General features: G+C 67.5%; 15 protein-coding genes. 13 read left to right on the forward strand and 2 right to left on the reverse strand.

Annotated elements, in window-relative coordinates; genetic code table 11:
• Positions 1–27 precede the first annotated feature (27 nt).
• The 7 genes from ABL312_RS02740 to ABL312_RS02770 all read left to right on the forward strand — a co-directional run bounded on the left by ABL312_RS02740 (position 28) and on the right by ABL312_RS02770 (position 6,255).
• Complete coding sequence (locus tag ABL312_RS02740; protein ID WP_349359853.1) at positions 28–681, forward strand: hypothetical protein; 654 nt, start codon at positions 28–30, stop codon at positions 679–681.
• A gap of 147 nt (positions 682–828) precedes the next feature.
• The gene (gene mscL, locus ABL312_RS02745; RefSeq protein ID WP_349359854.1) at positions 829–1,257 is read left to right on the forward strand and encodes a large-conductance mechanosensitive channel protein MscL; all 429 of its coding nucleotides are present in this window, start codon (positions 829–831) and stop codon (positions 1,255–1,257) included.
• A 47-nt stretch (positions 1,258–1,304) separates the two neighbouring features.
• Entirely contained in the window at positions 1,305–2,486 is a 1,182-nt protein-coding gene (locus ABL312_RS02750; RefSeq protein WP_349359855.1) for a pyridoxal phosphate-dependent aminotransferase, read from the forward strand.
• A gap of 89 nt (positions 2,487–2,575) precedes the next feature.
• The gene (locus tag ABL312_RS02755) at positions 2,576–3,787 is read left to right on the forward strand and encodes a PAS domain S-box protein (protein WP_349359856.1); all 1,212 of its coding nucleotides are present in this window, start codon (positions 2,576–2,578) and stop codon (positions 3,785–3,787) included.
• Positions 3,784–4,401, forward strand: a complete 618-nt coding sequence (locus ABL312_RS02760) for a response regulator (RefSeq protein ID WP_349359857.1) — start codon at positions 3,784–3,786, stop codon at positions 4,399–4,401. The genes ABL312_RS02755 and ABL312_RS02760 overlap by 4 nt, the downstream gene beginning before the upstream one ends.
• Positions 4,402–4,954: 553 nt before the next feature.
• Entirely contained in the window at positions 4,955–5,293 is a 339-nt protein-coding gene (locus ABL312_RS02765; RefSeq protein ID WP_349359858.1) for a response regulator, read from the forward strand.
• Between the two features lie 254 nt (positions 5,294–5,547).
• Complete coding sequence (locus ABL312_RS02770; protein WP_349359859.1) at positions 5,548–6,255, forward strand: helix-turn-helix domain-containing protein; 708 nt, start codon at positions 5,548–5,550, stop codon at positions 6,253–6,255.
• Between the two features lie 275 nt (positions 6,256–6,530).
• On the opposite strand, the gene hemN is transcribed toward ABL312_RS02770, so the two are convergent.
• Complete coding sequence (gene hemN, locus ABL312_RS02775; RefSeq protein ID WP_349359860.1) at positions 6,531–7,928, reverse strand: oxygen-independent coproporphyrinogen III oxidase; 1,398 nt, start codon at positions 7,926–7,928, stop codon at positions 6,531–6,533.
• A gap of 41 nt (positions 7,929–7,969) precedes the next feature.
• Entirely contained in the window at positions 7,970–8,890 is a 921-nt protein-coding gene (locus ABL312_RS02780; protein ID WP_349359861.1) for an FkbM family methyltransferase, read from the reverse strand.
• A gap of 112 nt (positions 8,891–9,002) precedes the next feature.
• On the opposite strand from ABL312_RS02780, the gene ABL312_RS02785 reads away from it, so the two are divergent.
• The 6 genes from ABL312_RS02785 (at position 9,003) to ABL312_RS02810 (ending at position 15,887) form a co-directional block, all read left to right on the forward strand.
• The gene (locus tag ABL312_RS02785; RefSeq protein ID WP_349359862.1) at positions 9,003–10,112 is read left to right on the forward strand and encodes an AbrB family transcriptional regulator; all 1,110 of its coding nucleotides are present in this window, start codon (positions 9,003–9,005) and stop codon (positions 10,110–10,112) included.
• Between the two features lie 215 nt (positions 10,113–10,327).
• Entirely contained in the window at positions 10,328–11,983 is a 1,656-nt protein-coding gene (gene ccoN, locus ABL312_RS02790) for a cytochrome-c oxidase, cbb3-type subunit I (protein WP_349359863.1), read from the forward strand.
• A 15-nt stretch (positions 11,984–11,998) separates the two neighbouring features.
• Positions 11,999–12,733 carry a cytochrome-c oxidase, cbb3-type subunit II gene (gene ccoO, locus ABL312_RS02795; protein WP_349359864.1) on the forward strand — a complete coding sequence of 245 codons (735 nt, stop codon included), beginning with the start codon at positions 11,999–12,001 and terminating at the stop codon, positions 12,731–12,733.
• A 15-nt stretch (positions 12,734–12,748) separates the two neighbouring features.
• On the forward strand, positions 12,749–12,904 hold the full coding sequence (locus ABL312_RS02800) for a cbb3-type cytochrome c oxidase subunit 3 (RefSeq protein ID WP_349359865.1): 156 nt from the start codon (positions 12,749–12,751) through the stop codon (positions 12,902–12,904).
• Positions 12,905–12,907: 3 nt separating this feature from the next.
• The gene (ccoP, locus tag ABL312_RS02805) at positions 12,908–13,786 is read left to right on the forward strand and encodes a cytochrome-c oxidase, cbb3-type subunit III (RefSeq protein WP_349359866.1); all 879 of its coding nucleotides are present in this window, start codon (positions 12,908–12,910) and stop codon (positions 13,784–13,786) included.
• Between the two features lie 232 nt (positions 13,787–14,018).
• Positions 14,019–15,887, forward strand: coding sequence for an amidohydrolase (locus ABL312_RS02810; protein ID WP_349359867.1), 1,869 nt, complete (start codon positions 14,019–14,021; stop codon positions 15,885–15,887).
• Positions 15,888–15,992 lie beyond the last annotated feature (105 nt).

The raw sequence follows: 15,992 nt of genomic DNA on the forward strand, positions 1-15,992 counted from the left end.
GGCACGCGGCACGAGGTTCGGGGAAAAGTGCTGTTCGGATTGGGAAAGCTGCTGCGCGGTCGACCGGGCCGCACCGTCGCCGACGCGCCCGCGCTGGCCGGTGTCCTGGCGACCCGCTCCCGCATCCTCGCCGAACGCGCGATCACCGAATACACCCGCATGCGCGTCGGCCCCTCCTGGCCCCGGCTCTTCGCCGAGGCCGCCTTCCAGGAGGCGCTCGGCTGTGCCTGCCGCAGCGCCGCGCCGCTGGCGCTGGTGTGGGTGGTGCGCGTCGCCCGCCTCGCCCCGGCGGAGATCGCCGGCGCGGGCCCCGTCGCCCATCAGGACGCCTGGGACAGGGTGGTGGCGTCGGCCGCCGCCCGCGCGGCCCGCGACCTTGCGCCCGGTGCGCACGACGAGGCGGCGGGAACGCACGGCGGACAGGCCGTCGGACAGGCCACCGGACGGGCCGCCGGTCTGCTGGAGGACGCCTTCGCCCGCCCGCCCGCCGGGCTGAGCGAGGCGGTCACGCCCTGCGAGGCGGCGTGTTTCGCGCTGATGCTGCCGCTCGACCGGGCGTTTACCGACGACGACCGCGAGACCATCCGCAACACGCTGCGGCTGCTGCTCGCCGAGGTGCATGAGGACTTCGCCCGGCATCTCGACATGGGCGCCCTGATCGAGGCCGGTCGGCGGGCGTGAGCCGCGTCTCCTGCCGCCGTGCGCCGGTTTCCCGATGCAAAGCCCGCGATCCGCGATTCCGGCGCCCGAAAAGCCATGCTAAGGGAGCGGCGTGCACATCTCCCCATCTTCGCGCGCATCGCCGCGCCTCCTTCAGGGTCTTCAGGCATGCTTCAGGAATTCAAGAAATTTGCCGTCAAGGGCAATATGGTCGACATGGCCGTCGGCATCGTCATCGGCGCCGCCTTCACCGCCATCGTCTCCTCGCTGGTCGACGATCTCATCATGCCGCCGCTCGGTCTGCTGCTGGGTGGGGTCGACTTCTCCGATCTCTTCCTGGTGCTCAAGGCCGGCGATCCGGCCGGCCCGTATCCGACCGTCGCCGCGGCGCAGGAAGCCGGTGCGGTCACCTGGAACGTCGGGCTTTTCGCCAATGCGGTGCTGAAGTTCCTGATCGTCGCCGTCGCGCTGTTCATGGTGGTGAAGGGCGTCAACCGGCTGCGCACCAGGGAAGAGGCCGCCCCGGCAGCGCCTCCGGCACCGACGCGCGACCAGGAGCTTCTGGAGGAAATCCGCGATCTTCTGAAAACGCGCTGAGCCGTCGCGCCGCGCGCTTCCGTTATCTCTGGCAGGACATAATCCGCATGACCGAGCTTCTGGACAGCCTTCGGGCCGAGGCGCGCGCGGCGCCGGAAAGCGGCATCGTCGAGGTGGTGACCTTCGGCCGCGACCATCCCGATCTCGTGCCGCTGTGGGTGGGCGAGGGCGATCTGCCCACCCCGGATTTCATCAAGCGGGCGGCCGAGGCCTCGCTGGCGCGCGGCGAGACCTTCTACACCTATCAGCGCGGCATCCCGCCCCTGCGCGAGGCGCTGGCCGCCTACACCCATGCCCAGTTCGGCAAGGACTGGGGGGCGGAGCGCCACTTCGTCACCGGCTCCGGCATGCAGGCGATCCAGATCGCGATCGATCTGGTCGCGGGCGCCGGCGACGAGATCGTCTACCCCGCGCCGGCCTGGCCGAATTTCGCCGCGGCCGCCGAAATCGGCGGGGCGCGGGCCGTCGCCGTGCCGCTCGACTTCGCCGAGGACGGCTGGCGGCTCGACCCCGAGCGCCTGCTCGCCGCCGTGACCCCGCGCACCCGCGCCATCTATCTCAACTCGCCGTCGAACCCGACCGGTTTTGTCGCCGACCGCGACACGCTGGCAGCCCTGCTCGAGGCGGCGCGGGCGCGGGGCATGTGGATCATCGCCGACGAGGTCTACAGCCGGTTCGTCTATGACGGCACGGCGCGCGCGCCCTCCTTCGTCGACGTCGCCGAGCCCGACGACCGGGTGCTCTACGTCAACACCTTCTCCAAGAACTGGGCGATGACGGGCTGGCGCGTCGGCTGGCTGTCCGCCCCGCCCGAACTGGCGCAGGCTGTGGAAAATCTGATCCAGTATTCGACCTCGGGTGTTGCGGAATTCCTCCAGCACGCGGCGCTCGCCGCGCTGCGCGACGGCGAGCCGTTTCTCGCCGAGCAGCAGGCGCGGGCGGCGCGCGGGCTCGCCATCGTGCGCGCCGCGCTGGATAGCGACGCGCGCTTCCGTTACGCAGCGCCGAGCGGGGCTTTCTATGCGTTTTTCCGCGTCGACGGCCATCCCGATTGCCGAGCGCTCGCCAAGCGGCTGGTCTCCGAAGCCGGTGTCGGTCTGGCGCCGGGGTCTGCATTCGGCGCGGCCGGCGCGGGCTTCCTGCGGCTGTGTTTCGCCCGCGGCGAGGCGGATTTGACGCGGGCCGCCGAACGTCTGTCGCGCTGGATACGCGTTGACGGGCTTGTCTAGGATGCGTTACGGATTTCTGCGTAAGGGTTTGTGATGATTGCCCGCCGGGCGCGGGACGAGGCAGGACACGGGGGCAGGCCGAGCAAGGGATGCGCGACGACCATACCCGCAGCATGGCGGTCCCGCCGAGCGTTTCGGAAGCGCGGCTGGTCAGCGTCCTGGGGACCGCGGTGGATGGCATCGTGGTGATGGACGATCACGGACGCATCATTCTCTTCAACAAGGCTTGCGAAAAGCTCTTCGGGTACAGCGCCGACGAGGTGCGTGGCCGCAATGTGAAGATGCTGATGCCGCGCGATTACGCGGACGCGCATGACGGCTACCTGTCGCATTATCTGGAGACCGGCGAGAAGCGCATCATCGGCATCGGGCGCGAGGTGCGCGGTCGTCATCGCGACGGGACCGAGTTTCCCATCGAGCTGTCCGTGGGCGAGGCGGCGACGCCCGAGGGGCGCCAGTTCATCGGGATCATGCGTGACATCCGCTCGCGCAAGGCGGTCGAACGCCGGCTGGCGGAGGCGCAGGCGCAGCTCGTCAGCATCACCCGCATCAGCGCGCTGGACGAGATGGGCGCGGCCATCGCCCATGAGCTCAATCAGCCGCTGACCGCGATCATGCTGTATCTGCAGGCCGCCAGGCGCAAGGTCGCGGCGGGAGACGCGCCGGACGACAAGCTTGTCGAGATCGTCGACAAGGGCGTCAAGGAAGCCGAGCGCGCCAGCCAGATCATCCAGCGCATGCGCCAGTTCGTGGAAAAGCGCGAGCCGGAACGCCGCTGCGTGTCGGTTGCGGCGCTGATCGAGGAGTGCCTCGATCTGGTCCGGCTCGGCGATGCCTGCGACGGGGTCGACATCGCCGCCGAGCTCGATCCGGCCCTGCCGGAGATCAACGCCGACCCGGTGCAGATCCAGCAGGTGCTGGTCAATCTGGCGCGCAACGCGGTCGAGGCGGTGCGCAAGGTCGAGCGCAAGCGGGTGCGCATCGCCGCGCGGCTTGCCGGCGCCGACGTGGAGATCCGCGTGTCCGATTCGGGCGGCGGGGTGCCGGCCGAGGTGGTGCCGTCGCTGTTCAAGGCGTTTTCGGGATCCAAGCGTCGCGGCCTCGGTCTCGGGCTTACGATCTCCCGGTCGATCGCCCAGAATCACGGCGGCGACCTGTCGGTGGAGCCGATGGGCGCGGGCGACGGAGCGACCTTCGTCCTGCGCCTGCCCGTGGATCCGCCCTGCGACATGCCCGCGGACCGGCCGGCGCCGGACGCGGATCCGGACGAGACGACCCTGACGAAAGGACCGAAGCCATGAGCGCGAACGCGCAGGTGATCCATATTGTCGATGACGATCCCGCGATCCGCGACGCCCTGTCGGTCGTCTTCGACATGGAAGGCTTCGGCGTCGACACCTTCGAGACGGGCGACGCGTTTCTCGGGGCCGTCGGCACGACGGCACCGGACTGCGTGATTCTCGATGTTCACATGCCCGGACAGTCGGGCATCGAGATCCTGCGCCGGCTGCACAAGGACGGCTTCCAGGCTCCGGTCTTCGTGATCTCGGGGCAGGGTGACATTCCCATGGCGGTCGAGGCGATCAAGCAGGGCGCGCATGACTTCATCGAAAAGCCGTTCGACGCCGACACCGTGGTCACCCGGGTGCGCGATGCCATCGACGCGGCGAAAAAGGCGGCCGACGAGCCGGCCCCCATGGCCGACGACTTCCCAGGCGCCGACACGCTGACACCGCGCGAACGCGAGGTGCTGCGCGAGATCACCGCCGGCGCCTCCAACAAGGAAGCGGGGCGCGCGCTCGGCATCAGCCCGCGCACCATCGAGGTGCACCGCGCCCGCATCATGGAGAAGCTCGGCGCGCGCAACGCCGCCGATCTGGTGCGCATCGTGCTGACCCGGGGCGCGCACGACTGACGCACCCGCCGGCCCCGCGGCCGGCGGCCCGCCGGGGCCCCGTCTACGTGCAACTGCGGGTTCCGTGCTTCTGCGTAGTTCTTCCGAACGATCGACCTCCTATATTTGACTGACGAAGTCGTCGGGCTCGTATGGTTCCGTCGGGAGGATCCCGGGCGGGCCGAAGGCGTGTGTGGCGGTGCCTTGCACGCGGTTCCTCGCATGTGGGCTCCTCGCGCGATGTCGCGGGGCAGGTGTCGCGCCGTCGTCGTGCCGGGGCCCGCTTGCTGGACCCGCTTGCTGGACCCGCTTGCTGGACCGGCGTCGTCCGGATGCGCTTTGCCCGCAATCACCGCCGGGCTGTGCGTCCGCACCGCGCGGTCACGGTCGGGCAGGGGCCGACGAACGGGCTGAAACAGGGGCCGGCAGAGTTCGGGCTGGAAATGGATGCAGGAATGACCACGCCGGATGGACACCGCGTCACGCAGGCCTTGCGCGCGCGCATTCGTGTCCGTCGCCAGTGGGCCTGTCGTATCTGCGCCTGTCACAGGACAGGCGGACGAAAGGGAACCCCGTGACCGTTCACATCATTGAGGACGATCCGGGCGTCGGCGATTCGCTGGCGCTTCTGCTGGGGCAGATCGGACACGAGGCGCGCGTCTATCCGGATGCGGAATCGTTCTTCGAGGCCTCCCCGCCGACCGCGCATGACACGGTGATCGTCGATCTGGGACTGCCGGGCCTCAGCGGCATGCAGCTCATCCGATGGCTGAACGGGCTCAAGGTCCCGCCGAAGGTGATCGCCATCACCGGCCAGTCGCATCGTTCGATCATGGAGATGCTCGAGGGCGAACGGCCCGCCATCCTGCTGCGCAAGCCCCTCAACGAGGAAGCGCTCGTCTCGCATCTCTAGGTGACGGGTCTGGGTGACGGGGCGAAAGCCCCGCCCGACCCTGCGGCAGGGTCCATTGTTGCGAATGTGACTAGGTAGAACGTCGTACGAAAACGACCGAATTCCGGCTTTCGCAAACTCGGATTACGCTTTTTCGCATGGTTGACGGATGGTCGGCGTCGGACGGGGCGCATCGACCTATCGGGATGCCGGCGGACGGGCCGGCAAAACGTGACAAGGGTTCCCGACGCCATGGACCGCGACAGGAGGGCGAAATGGCCTATGTGGAACAGATGCTGGATACTCTCGATGGCCAGCAGGGCTTGTCCGATGCGGGTGCGAGGTCGCTTGGCCTCAAGCAGTCGCAGAATGCCAAGTTTCAGAGATTTTCCCAGCACAGCGTGATCTTCTACGAGGGCGACCGCGCCGAGCGCGTGTTCGAGCTCGATGAGGGCATCGTGATGCTCTACAAGCTGCTGCCGGACGGACGGCGTCAGGTGGTCGAGGTGCTCAACCCCGGCACCATCTTCGGGGCGGCGGCCGGCGACAGCTACGATTGCTCCGCCGAGACCCTGACCCCGGCGCGCATCAGCACCTACGACCGGCGCGAGATCGACCAGTCGGCCCCGCTGCAGAAGCATCTGACCCGCTGCCTGATCTCGCAGATGGAGCTGATGCACGACCACGCCGTGCTGCTCGGGCGCAAGTCGGCGATCGAGCGGGTGGCGACCTTCCTGATGCGCATGGTGCCGGATCGCAGCGGCGAGGGCTGCATCGGCCCGGCCGAGGCGGAGCCCGACACGCATGAGATCGTGCTCACCATGACCCGCCAGGAAATCGCCGACTATCTCGGTCTGACCATCGAGACGGTGAGCCGCGTGATTTCCGAGCTGAAGCGCCGCGGCCTCATCAAGGTCGAACGCCAGGATCGCATTCACATCGCGCGCGTCTGCGGCATCTGCCAGCTCACCGGCATTCACTGAGGCAACCGCCCGTCCCGGACGGGTGCATCGTCGCGGCGATCCGGTCGGGAGTGAAGGCGTGCCGCCGGGCGTGTCACTTTGCGTCTCACCGGCCGTATCCATGTCTGACGCTTTCGCGTTTCTCCTGCCCTGTCCTCGCCCCGGTGTCGCACCGGGGCGTTTTTTGCCCGGTGATCCGGGGGAAGCGGAGCCACGAGAGTCGCGGCTCGCATGGCTTGTCGCGCCCCCCGTCGAGGCCTCCGCTCGGCGGATCGCAGGGCAGACCACCTGGCGGATCACACGGCGACCGAATGGCGCGCCGTGCCGCGGGCGAGATAGGCATCGAAGGCGGCCGCCGCCACGCGCGCATAGCGCTGGCCGGTGTCGGTGATCGCGACATGCGCGCCCTTTTGTTCCACGAGCCCGTCGGCCACCATCTCCTGCAGGGCCTCGAAGGCCTCCGCGAAATGCGCCGGGGTGAAGCCGTGTTTCGCCGCGATGGCGTCGATGTCGGCCTCGTGGTCGGTCATCAGCCGTTCGATGATCTCCGCGCGCGCCCGGTCGTCGTCGTCGAGCGCGATGCCCTTGGCGATCGGCAGGAGGCCGGCGTCGATCGCGCGCTGCCAGCCGCCGATGTCGGGCATGTTCTGCACGTAGCCCTGTGGCAGCAGGCCGATGGACGAGCAGCCCAGGCCGATCAGCGCGTCGGCCGTGTCGGTGGTGTAGCCCTGGAAGTTGCGGCGCAGCGTGCCGTCGCGGTGCATGATCGCCATGCTGTCGTCGGGCAGGGCGAAGTGATCGAGGCCGATGGCCTCGTAACCGGCGGCGACCAGCGTCTCGCGGGCATGATCGGCGAGGCGGATGCGTTCTTCGGTGCCGGGCAGCGCCTCCTCGTCGATCAGCCGCTGGTGCTTCTTGAACCAGGGCACATGCGCATAGCCGAAGAGCGCGATGCGGCCCGGGCCCATCGCCCGGGTGAGCCGGATGGTCTCGTCGATGGTCTCGACGGTCTGATGCGGCAGGCCGTACATCAGGTCGAAGTTGATGGCCGTGATGCCGACGCCGCGCAGCAGCGCGACCGCGCGCTCCACCTGTTCGTGCGGCTGCACCCGCCCGATGGCGGTCTGCACCTCGAGGTCGAAGTCCTGCACGCCGAGGCTCGCCCGGGTGATGCCGGCTTCCTTCAGCGTCGTGACGAGCTGCGGCGTGACGGTGCGCGGATCGAGTTCAATCGCGTGCTCATGACCGTCCTCGAGCCGGAAGCGGGCCCGCATCTTGGCAACGAGTGCAAGGAAGCTCGCGCGCGGCAGCAGGCTCGGCGTGCCGCCGCCCCAGTGGATATGCACGACCGGCCGCCTGTCGCCGAGCCGGTCGGCCACCAGGTCGATCTCCCGGAGCAGCGCGTCCGCATAGGCGATCACCGGTTCGTCGCGGCGCGCGCCCTTGGTGTGGCAGCCGCAATAGGCGCAGATCGTGCGGCAATAGGGCACGTGCAGGTAGAGCGACAGCCTTGTGTCGGGGGCGAGCGTGTCGAGCCATTGCCCGTAGGTCGCCCCGTCGATGCCGGCGTGGAAATGCGGCGCCGTCGGGTAGCTGGTGTAGCGCGGAACGGCGCGGGTGGCGTAGCGGTCGTCGAGCTGTGTCATGCCGCGATTGGAGCGCGGATCGCGTCCCCCCGCCTTGATCTTGCTCAAGCCGGAGCGCGATTGCCGCGACCCGGGCCGGACGTCGCGTTTCAGCGCGCGTCGAGGCTCTCGTGCCGGCACAGGACGTTCATGAAGCGATCCGGCGCCGAGGCGAGACGCACCGCCGGCCGGCGCACGTCATACACATGGAAACCGGAGGCGACGAGCCGGTCGTAGAGCGCGGCGGCGCTGCCGCCGGCCTGCTCGAGCTTCATCGGGTTGATCTCGATCAGCATCGCGCCGATGCGTCCGTCCCGCAGATAACGGCCGAGGCCGTCGAGCACGAGAAGTTCCGCGCCTTCCACGTCGATCTTGCAAAAGTCGATCCGCTCGACGCCGGTCTCGGCAAGGACGTCCTCCGCGCGCCGCAGCTGGATCTGGCTCGCGGTCGCCTGATCGGGATCGGGAAAGAGCGAGGTCCGGCCGCTGTTGCCCGTGCCGGCATAGACCGGGGCGACGGCATCCGCGTCGCCGAGCCCCATCTCGAAGGCGGTGACGGTCTGGAAGCCGTTGAGGGCGACGTTGCGCTGGAGACGCTGAAAGGAGGCGGGAAACGGCTCGAAGGCGAGCACCCGGCCGGTGCGGCCGACCTTGCTCGCGGCGGCCAGGGTGAACCAGCCGACATTCGCGCCGATATCGACGAAGACGTTGCCCTCCGCGAGATGGTCGCGAACGAGCCGGGTTTCGGGCCCTTCGAACCGGCCCTGAAAAAACATGTAGGTCTGGACGTGGTCGGACGGGTCGTCGATGGCGATCCGGAAGCTGCGCGAGCGGTCCCACAGGACCTGCGGTGCATCCAGCGGCGCGAGATCGAGCCGCAGCACCTGGATCAGCGGCTCGAGGAACCGCGTCGGGACGGGCAGGCGGGACATGATCTGCCGAAGGGTCACGACCTTGAGGTGGTTCCAGGTCGAGCCGAAGGGCCGCGGCGGGGCGGGCGACCCTTGGTTGAGGAAATCCGAATTTGTCATAATCTGCTCGCTGTAGGTTTGTGGCATCAATACGGCGCGAGCGAACCACAGGCCGGGTGTGCGTTCAATTTAAGGCTTTGTTAATGGTAAATTTCACGATCGGACTTGTGCGATGAGGGTGGGGGAGAGGCCCGGCGCGGCCCTGCATGGCGCGCTCGCCTTGCGCACGCTCGCCATCGGCGGTCTCGGCGGCGCGGTGTGCATGCTCGCCGGGCTTCCGGCGGCGTGGCTGTCCGGCGCCATGCTGGCGGTGGCGGTCGCCGCGCTGGCGCGCGTGCGCGTGGCCCAGCCGCAGGGGCTGCGCGATGCCTTCTTTGTGGTGCTCGGCATCACGATGGGCGCCGGCGTGCGCCCCGAGACGCTGGCGCGCATGGGCGAATGGCCGGTGACCATGGCGATGCTGCTGGCCACCGTGGTCGCCGTGCTGCTGGCGACCTATGCCTATCAGCGCCGCGTCGCGGGCTGGGACCGCGAGACCGCCTATTTCGCCGCCGTGCCGGGCACGCTCGGTCTCGTCATGGCCCTGATGCAGTCCTACCCCCGCGCCGAGCCGGTGCGCGTGGCGCTGGCCCAGACGGTGCGCCTGTTCGTGCTGGTGGCGATCCTGCCCTCGCTGATCCCGGGAGACGGCAGCCTGCCGGTGCCGGACGGACCCGATCCGCAGGCACTCGGCCCGGCCGGGCTTGTGCCGTTCCTGGGCGTCGCGAGCCTTCTGGGGTGGGGCGCGTCGCGTCTCGGGGTGCCGGCCGGATGGCTGACCGTGCCGTTCTTTCTGAGTGCCGCGGCCAATGCGAGCGGGCTCTTCGTCGTGATTCTGCCGCCCTGGCTGGTGGCGCTGTCGATGGTGGGGTTGGGCAGCTGGATCGGCAGCCGCTTCGCCGATGTCTCGCTGGCGTTGCTGGCGCGCCTCTTCACGGTGTCGCTCGGGGCGTTTGCGGTCGGTATGGGGATTGCGCTCGCCATGTCGGGGCTCGTCGCCTGGGGGCTCGGGCTGCCGTTCGGTCAGGTGCTGCTCGCCTTCGCGCCCGGCGGGCTGGAGGCGATGACGCTGCTGGCCTTCCTGCTCAATCTCGACCCCGCCTTCGTGGCCGCGCATCAGCTTGCACGCTACATCGCCATGGTGTTTCTGATTCCCCCGATCACCCGGCGCGTGCTCGGTCCGCCGGGCGCGGCCGGCCGCTCGGGGGGCGGAGCCGCCGAGGCGGGCGGACAGGGGCGGTGAAGACGTCGTGGGTTCCCTTAGGGGGATCTACGTAATTATATGATTTTCCGCAATTTTTCCCGCGCAAATCGTCGCACTTCGTCCTTCGGCGGATGAAATGGCCCGCGACTTATCCTAAGCCACGTTGACCTGGATCAAGGCGGTTTTGACGGGGTGCGTCATACCGTCTCCCGGACCCATAGGGGGTTGGATCACTAACGAACTGGGGCGCGGACATGGCTCATGCAAAAGCCAAATATCTCACGCTGGAGGAAGGCTTCTACGCCGCCTTTCTCATCGTGATTGCCTTCGCCTGCCTGATCATTGCCGGCAAGACCTATGATCAGGTGATGGCATTTCACGCCACGATCGGCACGCTCTTCGCGGCGGTCGGGGCGTTCATTATCGTCAAGAACTACTTCCTCGGCGACGGCACGGTCGTCCCGCAGGAGATCGACGGCAAGCCGAACTACAATCTGGGGCCGATCAAGTTCGGCGCCTGGGCCGCGGTTTTCTGGGGCGTGGCCGGGTTCACCGTCGGTCTGGTCATCGCGCTTCAGCTCGCCTACCCGGTGCTCAACTTCGATCTGCCCTGGACGAGTTTCGGCCGGTTGCGTCCGCTCCACACCTCGGCCGTGATCTTCGCCTTCGGCGGCAACGTGCTGCTGGCGACCTCCATGTATGTGGTGCAGCGCACCAGCCATGCCCGCATGCCCGGCAAGATCACCCCGTGGTTCGTGATCCTCGGCTACAACGCCTTCATCGTGATCGCCGGCACCGGCTACCTGCTGGGCGCGACGCAGTCGAAGGAATACGCCGAGCCGGAGTGGTACGCCGACCTGTGGCTGACCATCGTCTGGGTGGCCTATCTGCTGCTCTTCCTCGGCACCCTGTGGAAGCGCCGCGAGCCGCACATCTATGTGGCGAACTGGTTCTATCTGGCGTTCATCGTCACCATCGCCATGCTGCACATCACCAACAACCTGACGATCCCCGTCTCGATCTACGGCACCAAGTCCTACATCGTGTGGTCGGGCGTCCAGGACGCGATGGTGCAGTGGTGGTACGGCCATAACGCGGTGGGCTTCTTCCTGACCGCCGGCTTCCTGGCCATCATGTACTACTTCGTGCCGAAGCGCGCCGAGCGGCCGGTCTACTCCTACCGTCTGTCGATCGTGCACTTCTGGGCCCTGATCTTCATCTACATCTGGGCCGGTCCGCACCATCTGCACTACACGGCTCTGCCGCAGTGGGCCTCGACGCTGGGCGCGACCTTCTCGATCATCCTGTGGATGCCCTCCTGGGGCGGCATGATCAACGGCCTGATGACGCTGTCGGGCGCGTGGGACAAGCTGCGCACGGACCCGGTGCTGCGCATGATGGTGGTGTCGGTGGCCTTCTACGGCATGTCGACCTTCGAAGGTCCGCTGATGAGCCTGCGGTCGGTCAACTCGCTGTCGCACTACACGGACTGGACCATCGGTCACGTGCATTCTGGTGCGCTCGGCTGGGTCGGCTACATCTCCTTCGGCGCGCTGTACTGCCTGATCCCCTGGCTGTGGAACAAGAAGGCGCTCTACTCGCTGAAGCTGGTGAACTGGCACTTCTGGATCTCCACGATCGGCATCGTGCTCTACATCACCGCGATGTGGGTGTCCGGCATCATGCAGGGCCTGATGTGGCGCGCCTACGACCAGCTCGGTTTCCTGGAGTACTCCTTCATCGAGACCGTCGAGGCGATGCACCCCTTCTATGTGATCCGTGCGATCGGTGGCGGCCTGTTCGTCGTCGGCGCCCTGATCATGGCCTACAACCTGTACATGACCGTCCGTCACGGCGAGGCCGAAGAAGCCAAGCCCGTCGGCGCCGGCGCCATGGCCCCTGCGGAATAAGGAGGGGAACGTCACATGTCTGCTTGGAAAAAACACGAAATCTTCGAGAAGCACTCCCTGGTGCTGACGATCGGCATCCTCGTCGTCGTCTCCATCGGCGGCCTTGTCGAGATCGCGCCGCTCTTCTACCTGAAGAGCACCATCGAGAAGGTGGAGGGCATGCGGCCCTACACCCCGCTCGAACTGGCCGGGCGCAACGTCTACATCCGCGAGGGCTGCTACACCTGCCACTCGCAGATGATCCGCCCGATGCGCGACGAGCTGGAGCGCTACGGTCACTTCTCGCTGGCGGCGGAGTCGATGTACGACCATCCGTTCCAGTGGGGCTCGAAGCGCACCGGCCCGGATCTCGCCCGTGTCGGCGGCAAGTACTCCGACGAGTGGCATCGCGATCACCTGGTGAACCCGCGGTCGGTCGTGCCGGAATCCATCATGCCCGGCTATCCCTTCCTGCTGGACGCGGAAGTGGAGACGCGCGGCAAGGAGGATCACCTGAAGACCAATACGGTCGTCGGCGTGCCCTACACGCTCGATCAGGTGGAATACGCCCGTGCCGATCTGATCGCCCAGGCCAGCCCCGACACCGATGCGGTCGACGGCTTCCTGGAGCGCTACCCGGATGCGATCGTGCGGGACTTCGACGGCAATCCCCAAAAGGTGACCGAGATGGACGCGCTGATCGCCTATCTCCAGATGCTGGGCACGCTGGTCGACTTCTCGATCTACGACAACAAGGCCAACCTGCGTTGAGCAAGGGAGCATGATATGAACGAAGCCTACGAGTCCGTAGCGAGCTTCGCCCAGATCTGGGGCCTTCTCTACTTCGTGATCCTCTTCGCCGTCGTCGTTGCCTACGCGCTGTGGCCCAAGAACCGCCGCCGTTTCGACGACGCCGCGCAGATCCCCTTGCGGGAGGACTGATACATGGCTGATGCACATAAAAAGGAAGTCGACCACATCTCCGGCGTCGAGACGACCGGGCACGAGTGGGACGGCCTGAAGGAACTCAACAACCCGCTTCCCAAGTGGTGGCTCTACATCTTCTACGCCACCATCGTGTGGGCCATCGGCTACTGGGTCGTCTATCCGTCCTGGCCGCTGATTTCCGGCTACACGCAGGGCGTGATCGGCGACAGCCAGCGTGCGAACGCGCTGGCCGCCTACGAAGAGGGCATGGCCGAACGCGCGGAGATCGGCGGGGCGCTGATCGACGCGTCGCTCGACGAGATCAAGTCGACGCCGGAGCTGCTGGAGTTCGCCATGGCGAACGGCCGCGCCGCCTTCGGCGACAATTGCGCGGCCTGTCACGGGTCGGGCGCGCTCGGTTTCGAGGGCTACCCGAACCTGCAGGACGACAAGTGGATCTGGGGCGGCACGCTCGACGACATCCACACGACCCTGAAGTACGGCATCCGCTCCGGCCACGACGAAGCGCGCTTCGGCGACATGCCGTCCTTCGGCGCCGACGGTCTGCTCAGCGACGAGGAGATCACCCAGGTCGCGAACTATGTCGGCCAGCAGGCCGGTCTCGAGCCGGAAGCCGGTGTCGATCTCGCCGCCGGCCAGGAGGTCTATGAGATCAACTGCGCCGCCTGCCACGGCGACGATCTCAAGGGCATGCGGGAAGTCGGCGCGCCGGATCTGACCGCCAACAACTACCTCTACGGCAAGTCGATCGAGGCCATCAAGGCGCAGGTCCACAACGCCCGCAACGGCGTGATGCCGGCCTGGGCGCCGCGCCTCGAGCCGGCCACGGTGAAGTCGCTCGCCGTCTACGTCCACTCCTTCGGCGGCGGCGAATAAGCCCGGGCCAACGGACCGACCGCACTGCGAAAGGCGCCCTCCGGGGCGCCTTTTTGCATTTCGGGTTTCGGCGTCTCGCGGGGGGCGGGCTCTCCGTTTGCGATCGGGAAAATCGGGGATGTAACCTGTGGTTACACACTTTCGAAACCTCGACGGGGTTTGGTGACGGGACGTCGACCGGAGCGTGATCGAACCACGGTCCGGCGCCTGCCATCAGTCCTGGGAGACCGTCTTGAAACGATCGCTTTTGTCCTGTGTCGCACTTCTCGCCGTCAGCATCGGCGCCGCCCTGGCCGAGGACGCCCCGGCCGACCGGATCTGGTCGGGCGGTCCCATCCTGACGATGAACGACGCCGCGCCGCGCGCCGAGGCCGTCGCGGTGCGCGACGGCAAGATCGTCGCCATCGGCAGCGAGGCCGAGGTCCTGAAGCTCAAGGGCGAGGGGACGACCATCGTCGATCTCGGCGGGCGGGCCATGCTGCCCGGTTTCGTCGACGCGCATGGCCATGCCTTCATGATCGGCATCCAGGCCGTCTCGGCCAACCTGCAGCCGGCGCCCGACGGGCAGGTGAACGACATCCCCGCGCTGCGCGACAGCCTGACCTCCTGGGCCGGCATGTATCCCGAGCGGATCGACCGGCTCGGCACGATCCTCGGCTTCGGTTACGACGACGCCCAGCTTGAGGAACAGCGCCACCCCACCCGCGAGGATCTCGACGCGGTCTCCACCGACAAGCCGGTGCTGATCATCCATCAGTCGGGCCACCTCGGCGTGCTGAACTCCAAGGCGCTGGAGATGGCCGGCATCGCGGCCGACACGCCGGATCCCGAGGGCGGCAAGATCCGCCGCGAGGACGGCTCCGACACGCCCAACGGCGTGCTGGAGGAGCAGGCGTTCTTCGGCTCGCTGGTCAAGCTGCTCGGTGGCATCGACAAGGAGGGCGGCCAGGAGCTTTTCGTGGCCGGCACGGAACTCTTGGCGAGCTACGGCTACACCACCGGCCAGGAGGGGCGCGCGACCCCCAATGTCGTGAAGCTGATGCAGGCGGCCTCCAAGGCCGGGCGCATTTCCATCGACGTGGTCGCCTATCCCGACATTCTGGTCGACCGCGACTTCATCCTGAAGAGCCAGTCCCGCGCCTATGAAGACGGCTTCCGGGTCGGCGGCGCGAAGCTCACCATCGACGGCTCGCCGCAAGGCTTCACGGCGCTGCGCGACCGGCCCTACTACGATCCGCCCGAGCAGTTCCGCGCCGATTACGCGGGCTATGCGGCGGCGTCCTCCGACCAGGTGTTCGACGCGATCGACTGGGCGTTCGAGAACGACGTGCAGATCCTGACGCACTCCAACGGCGAGGGCGCGTCCGACATGCTGATCGCCGCCGTGAAGACGGCGACGGACAAGCACGGCAAGGCCGACCGCCGTCCGGTGCTGATCCACGGGCAGTTCCTGCGCGAGGATCAGGTCGACGCGGTGCAGGCGCTGGACATGTTCCCCTCGCTCTTTCCCATGCACACCTTCTACTGGGGCGACTGGCACCGCGACCGCACGGTCGGGCCGGTCAACGCCGACAACATCTCCCCGACCGGCTGGGTGCATGAGCGCGGCATGATGTTCTCCACCCATCACGATGCGCCGGTGGCCTTCCCCGATTCCATGCGCATCCTGGATGCCACCGTCACCCGGCGCACCCGCACCGGCGACATCCTCGGCCCGCACCAGCGCGTCGACGTCATGACGGCGCTGAAGGCAATGACCATCTGGCCGGCCTATCAGCATTTCGAGGAGGCTTCGAAGGGCTCCATCGAACTCGGCAAGGTGGCCGACTTCGTGATCCTGTCGAACGATCCGACCGCCATCGACCCCGAGACGCTCGACGGTCTTAAGGTGACCGAGACCGTCAAGGGCGGCGAGACGATCTTCACCTTGAAGGAGACGGAGGAGAAGCAGGGCTTCCTGCGCATCCGGCCCGATTCGCGCGGCGAGGACGCCTTCGGCAACTTCCTGCGGCATGCCTCCGCGCATCTGGAGGAGCAGGGCACCCACGCCCATGGGCCCGACATTATCTACGATGCCTTCGCGCAGTCCTTCGCCGACTGACACCGGCCCGGCCTGAAAGCCGGCGCCGACAGGCGGCTTCGACAATCGATACAGGCGCCGCGTCTTCCTTGCGAAGGCGCGGCGCTTGTCTTTTGCGGGGAGGGG

Origin of the sequence: Stappia sp., assembly GCF_040110915.1 — a bacterium.
Taxonomy (GTDB): Bacteria; Pseudomonadota; Alphaproteobacteria; order Rhizobiales; family Stappiaceae; genus Stappia.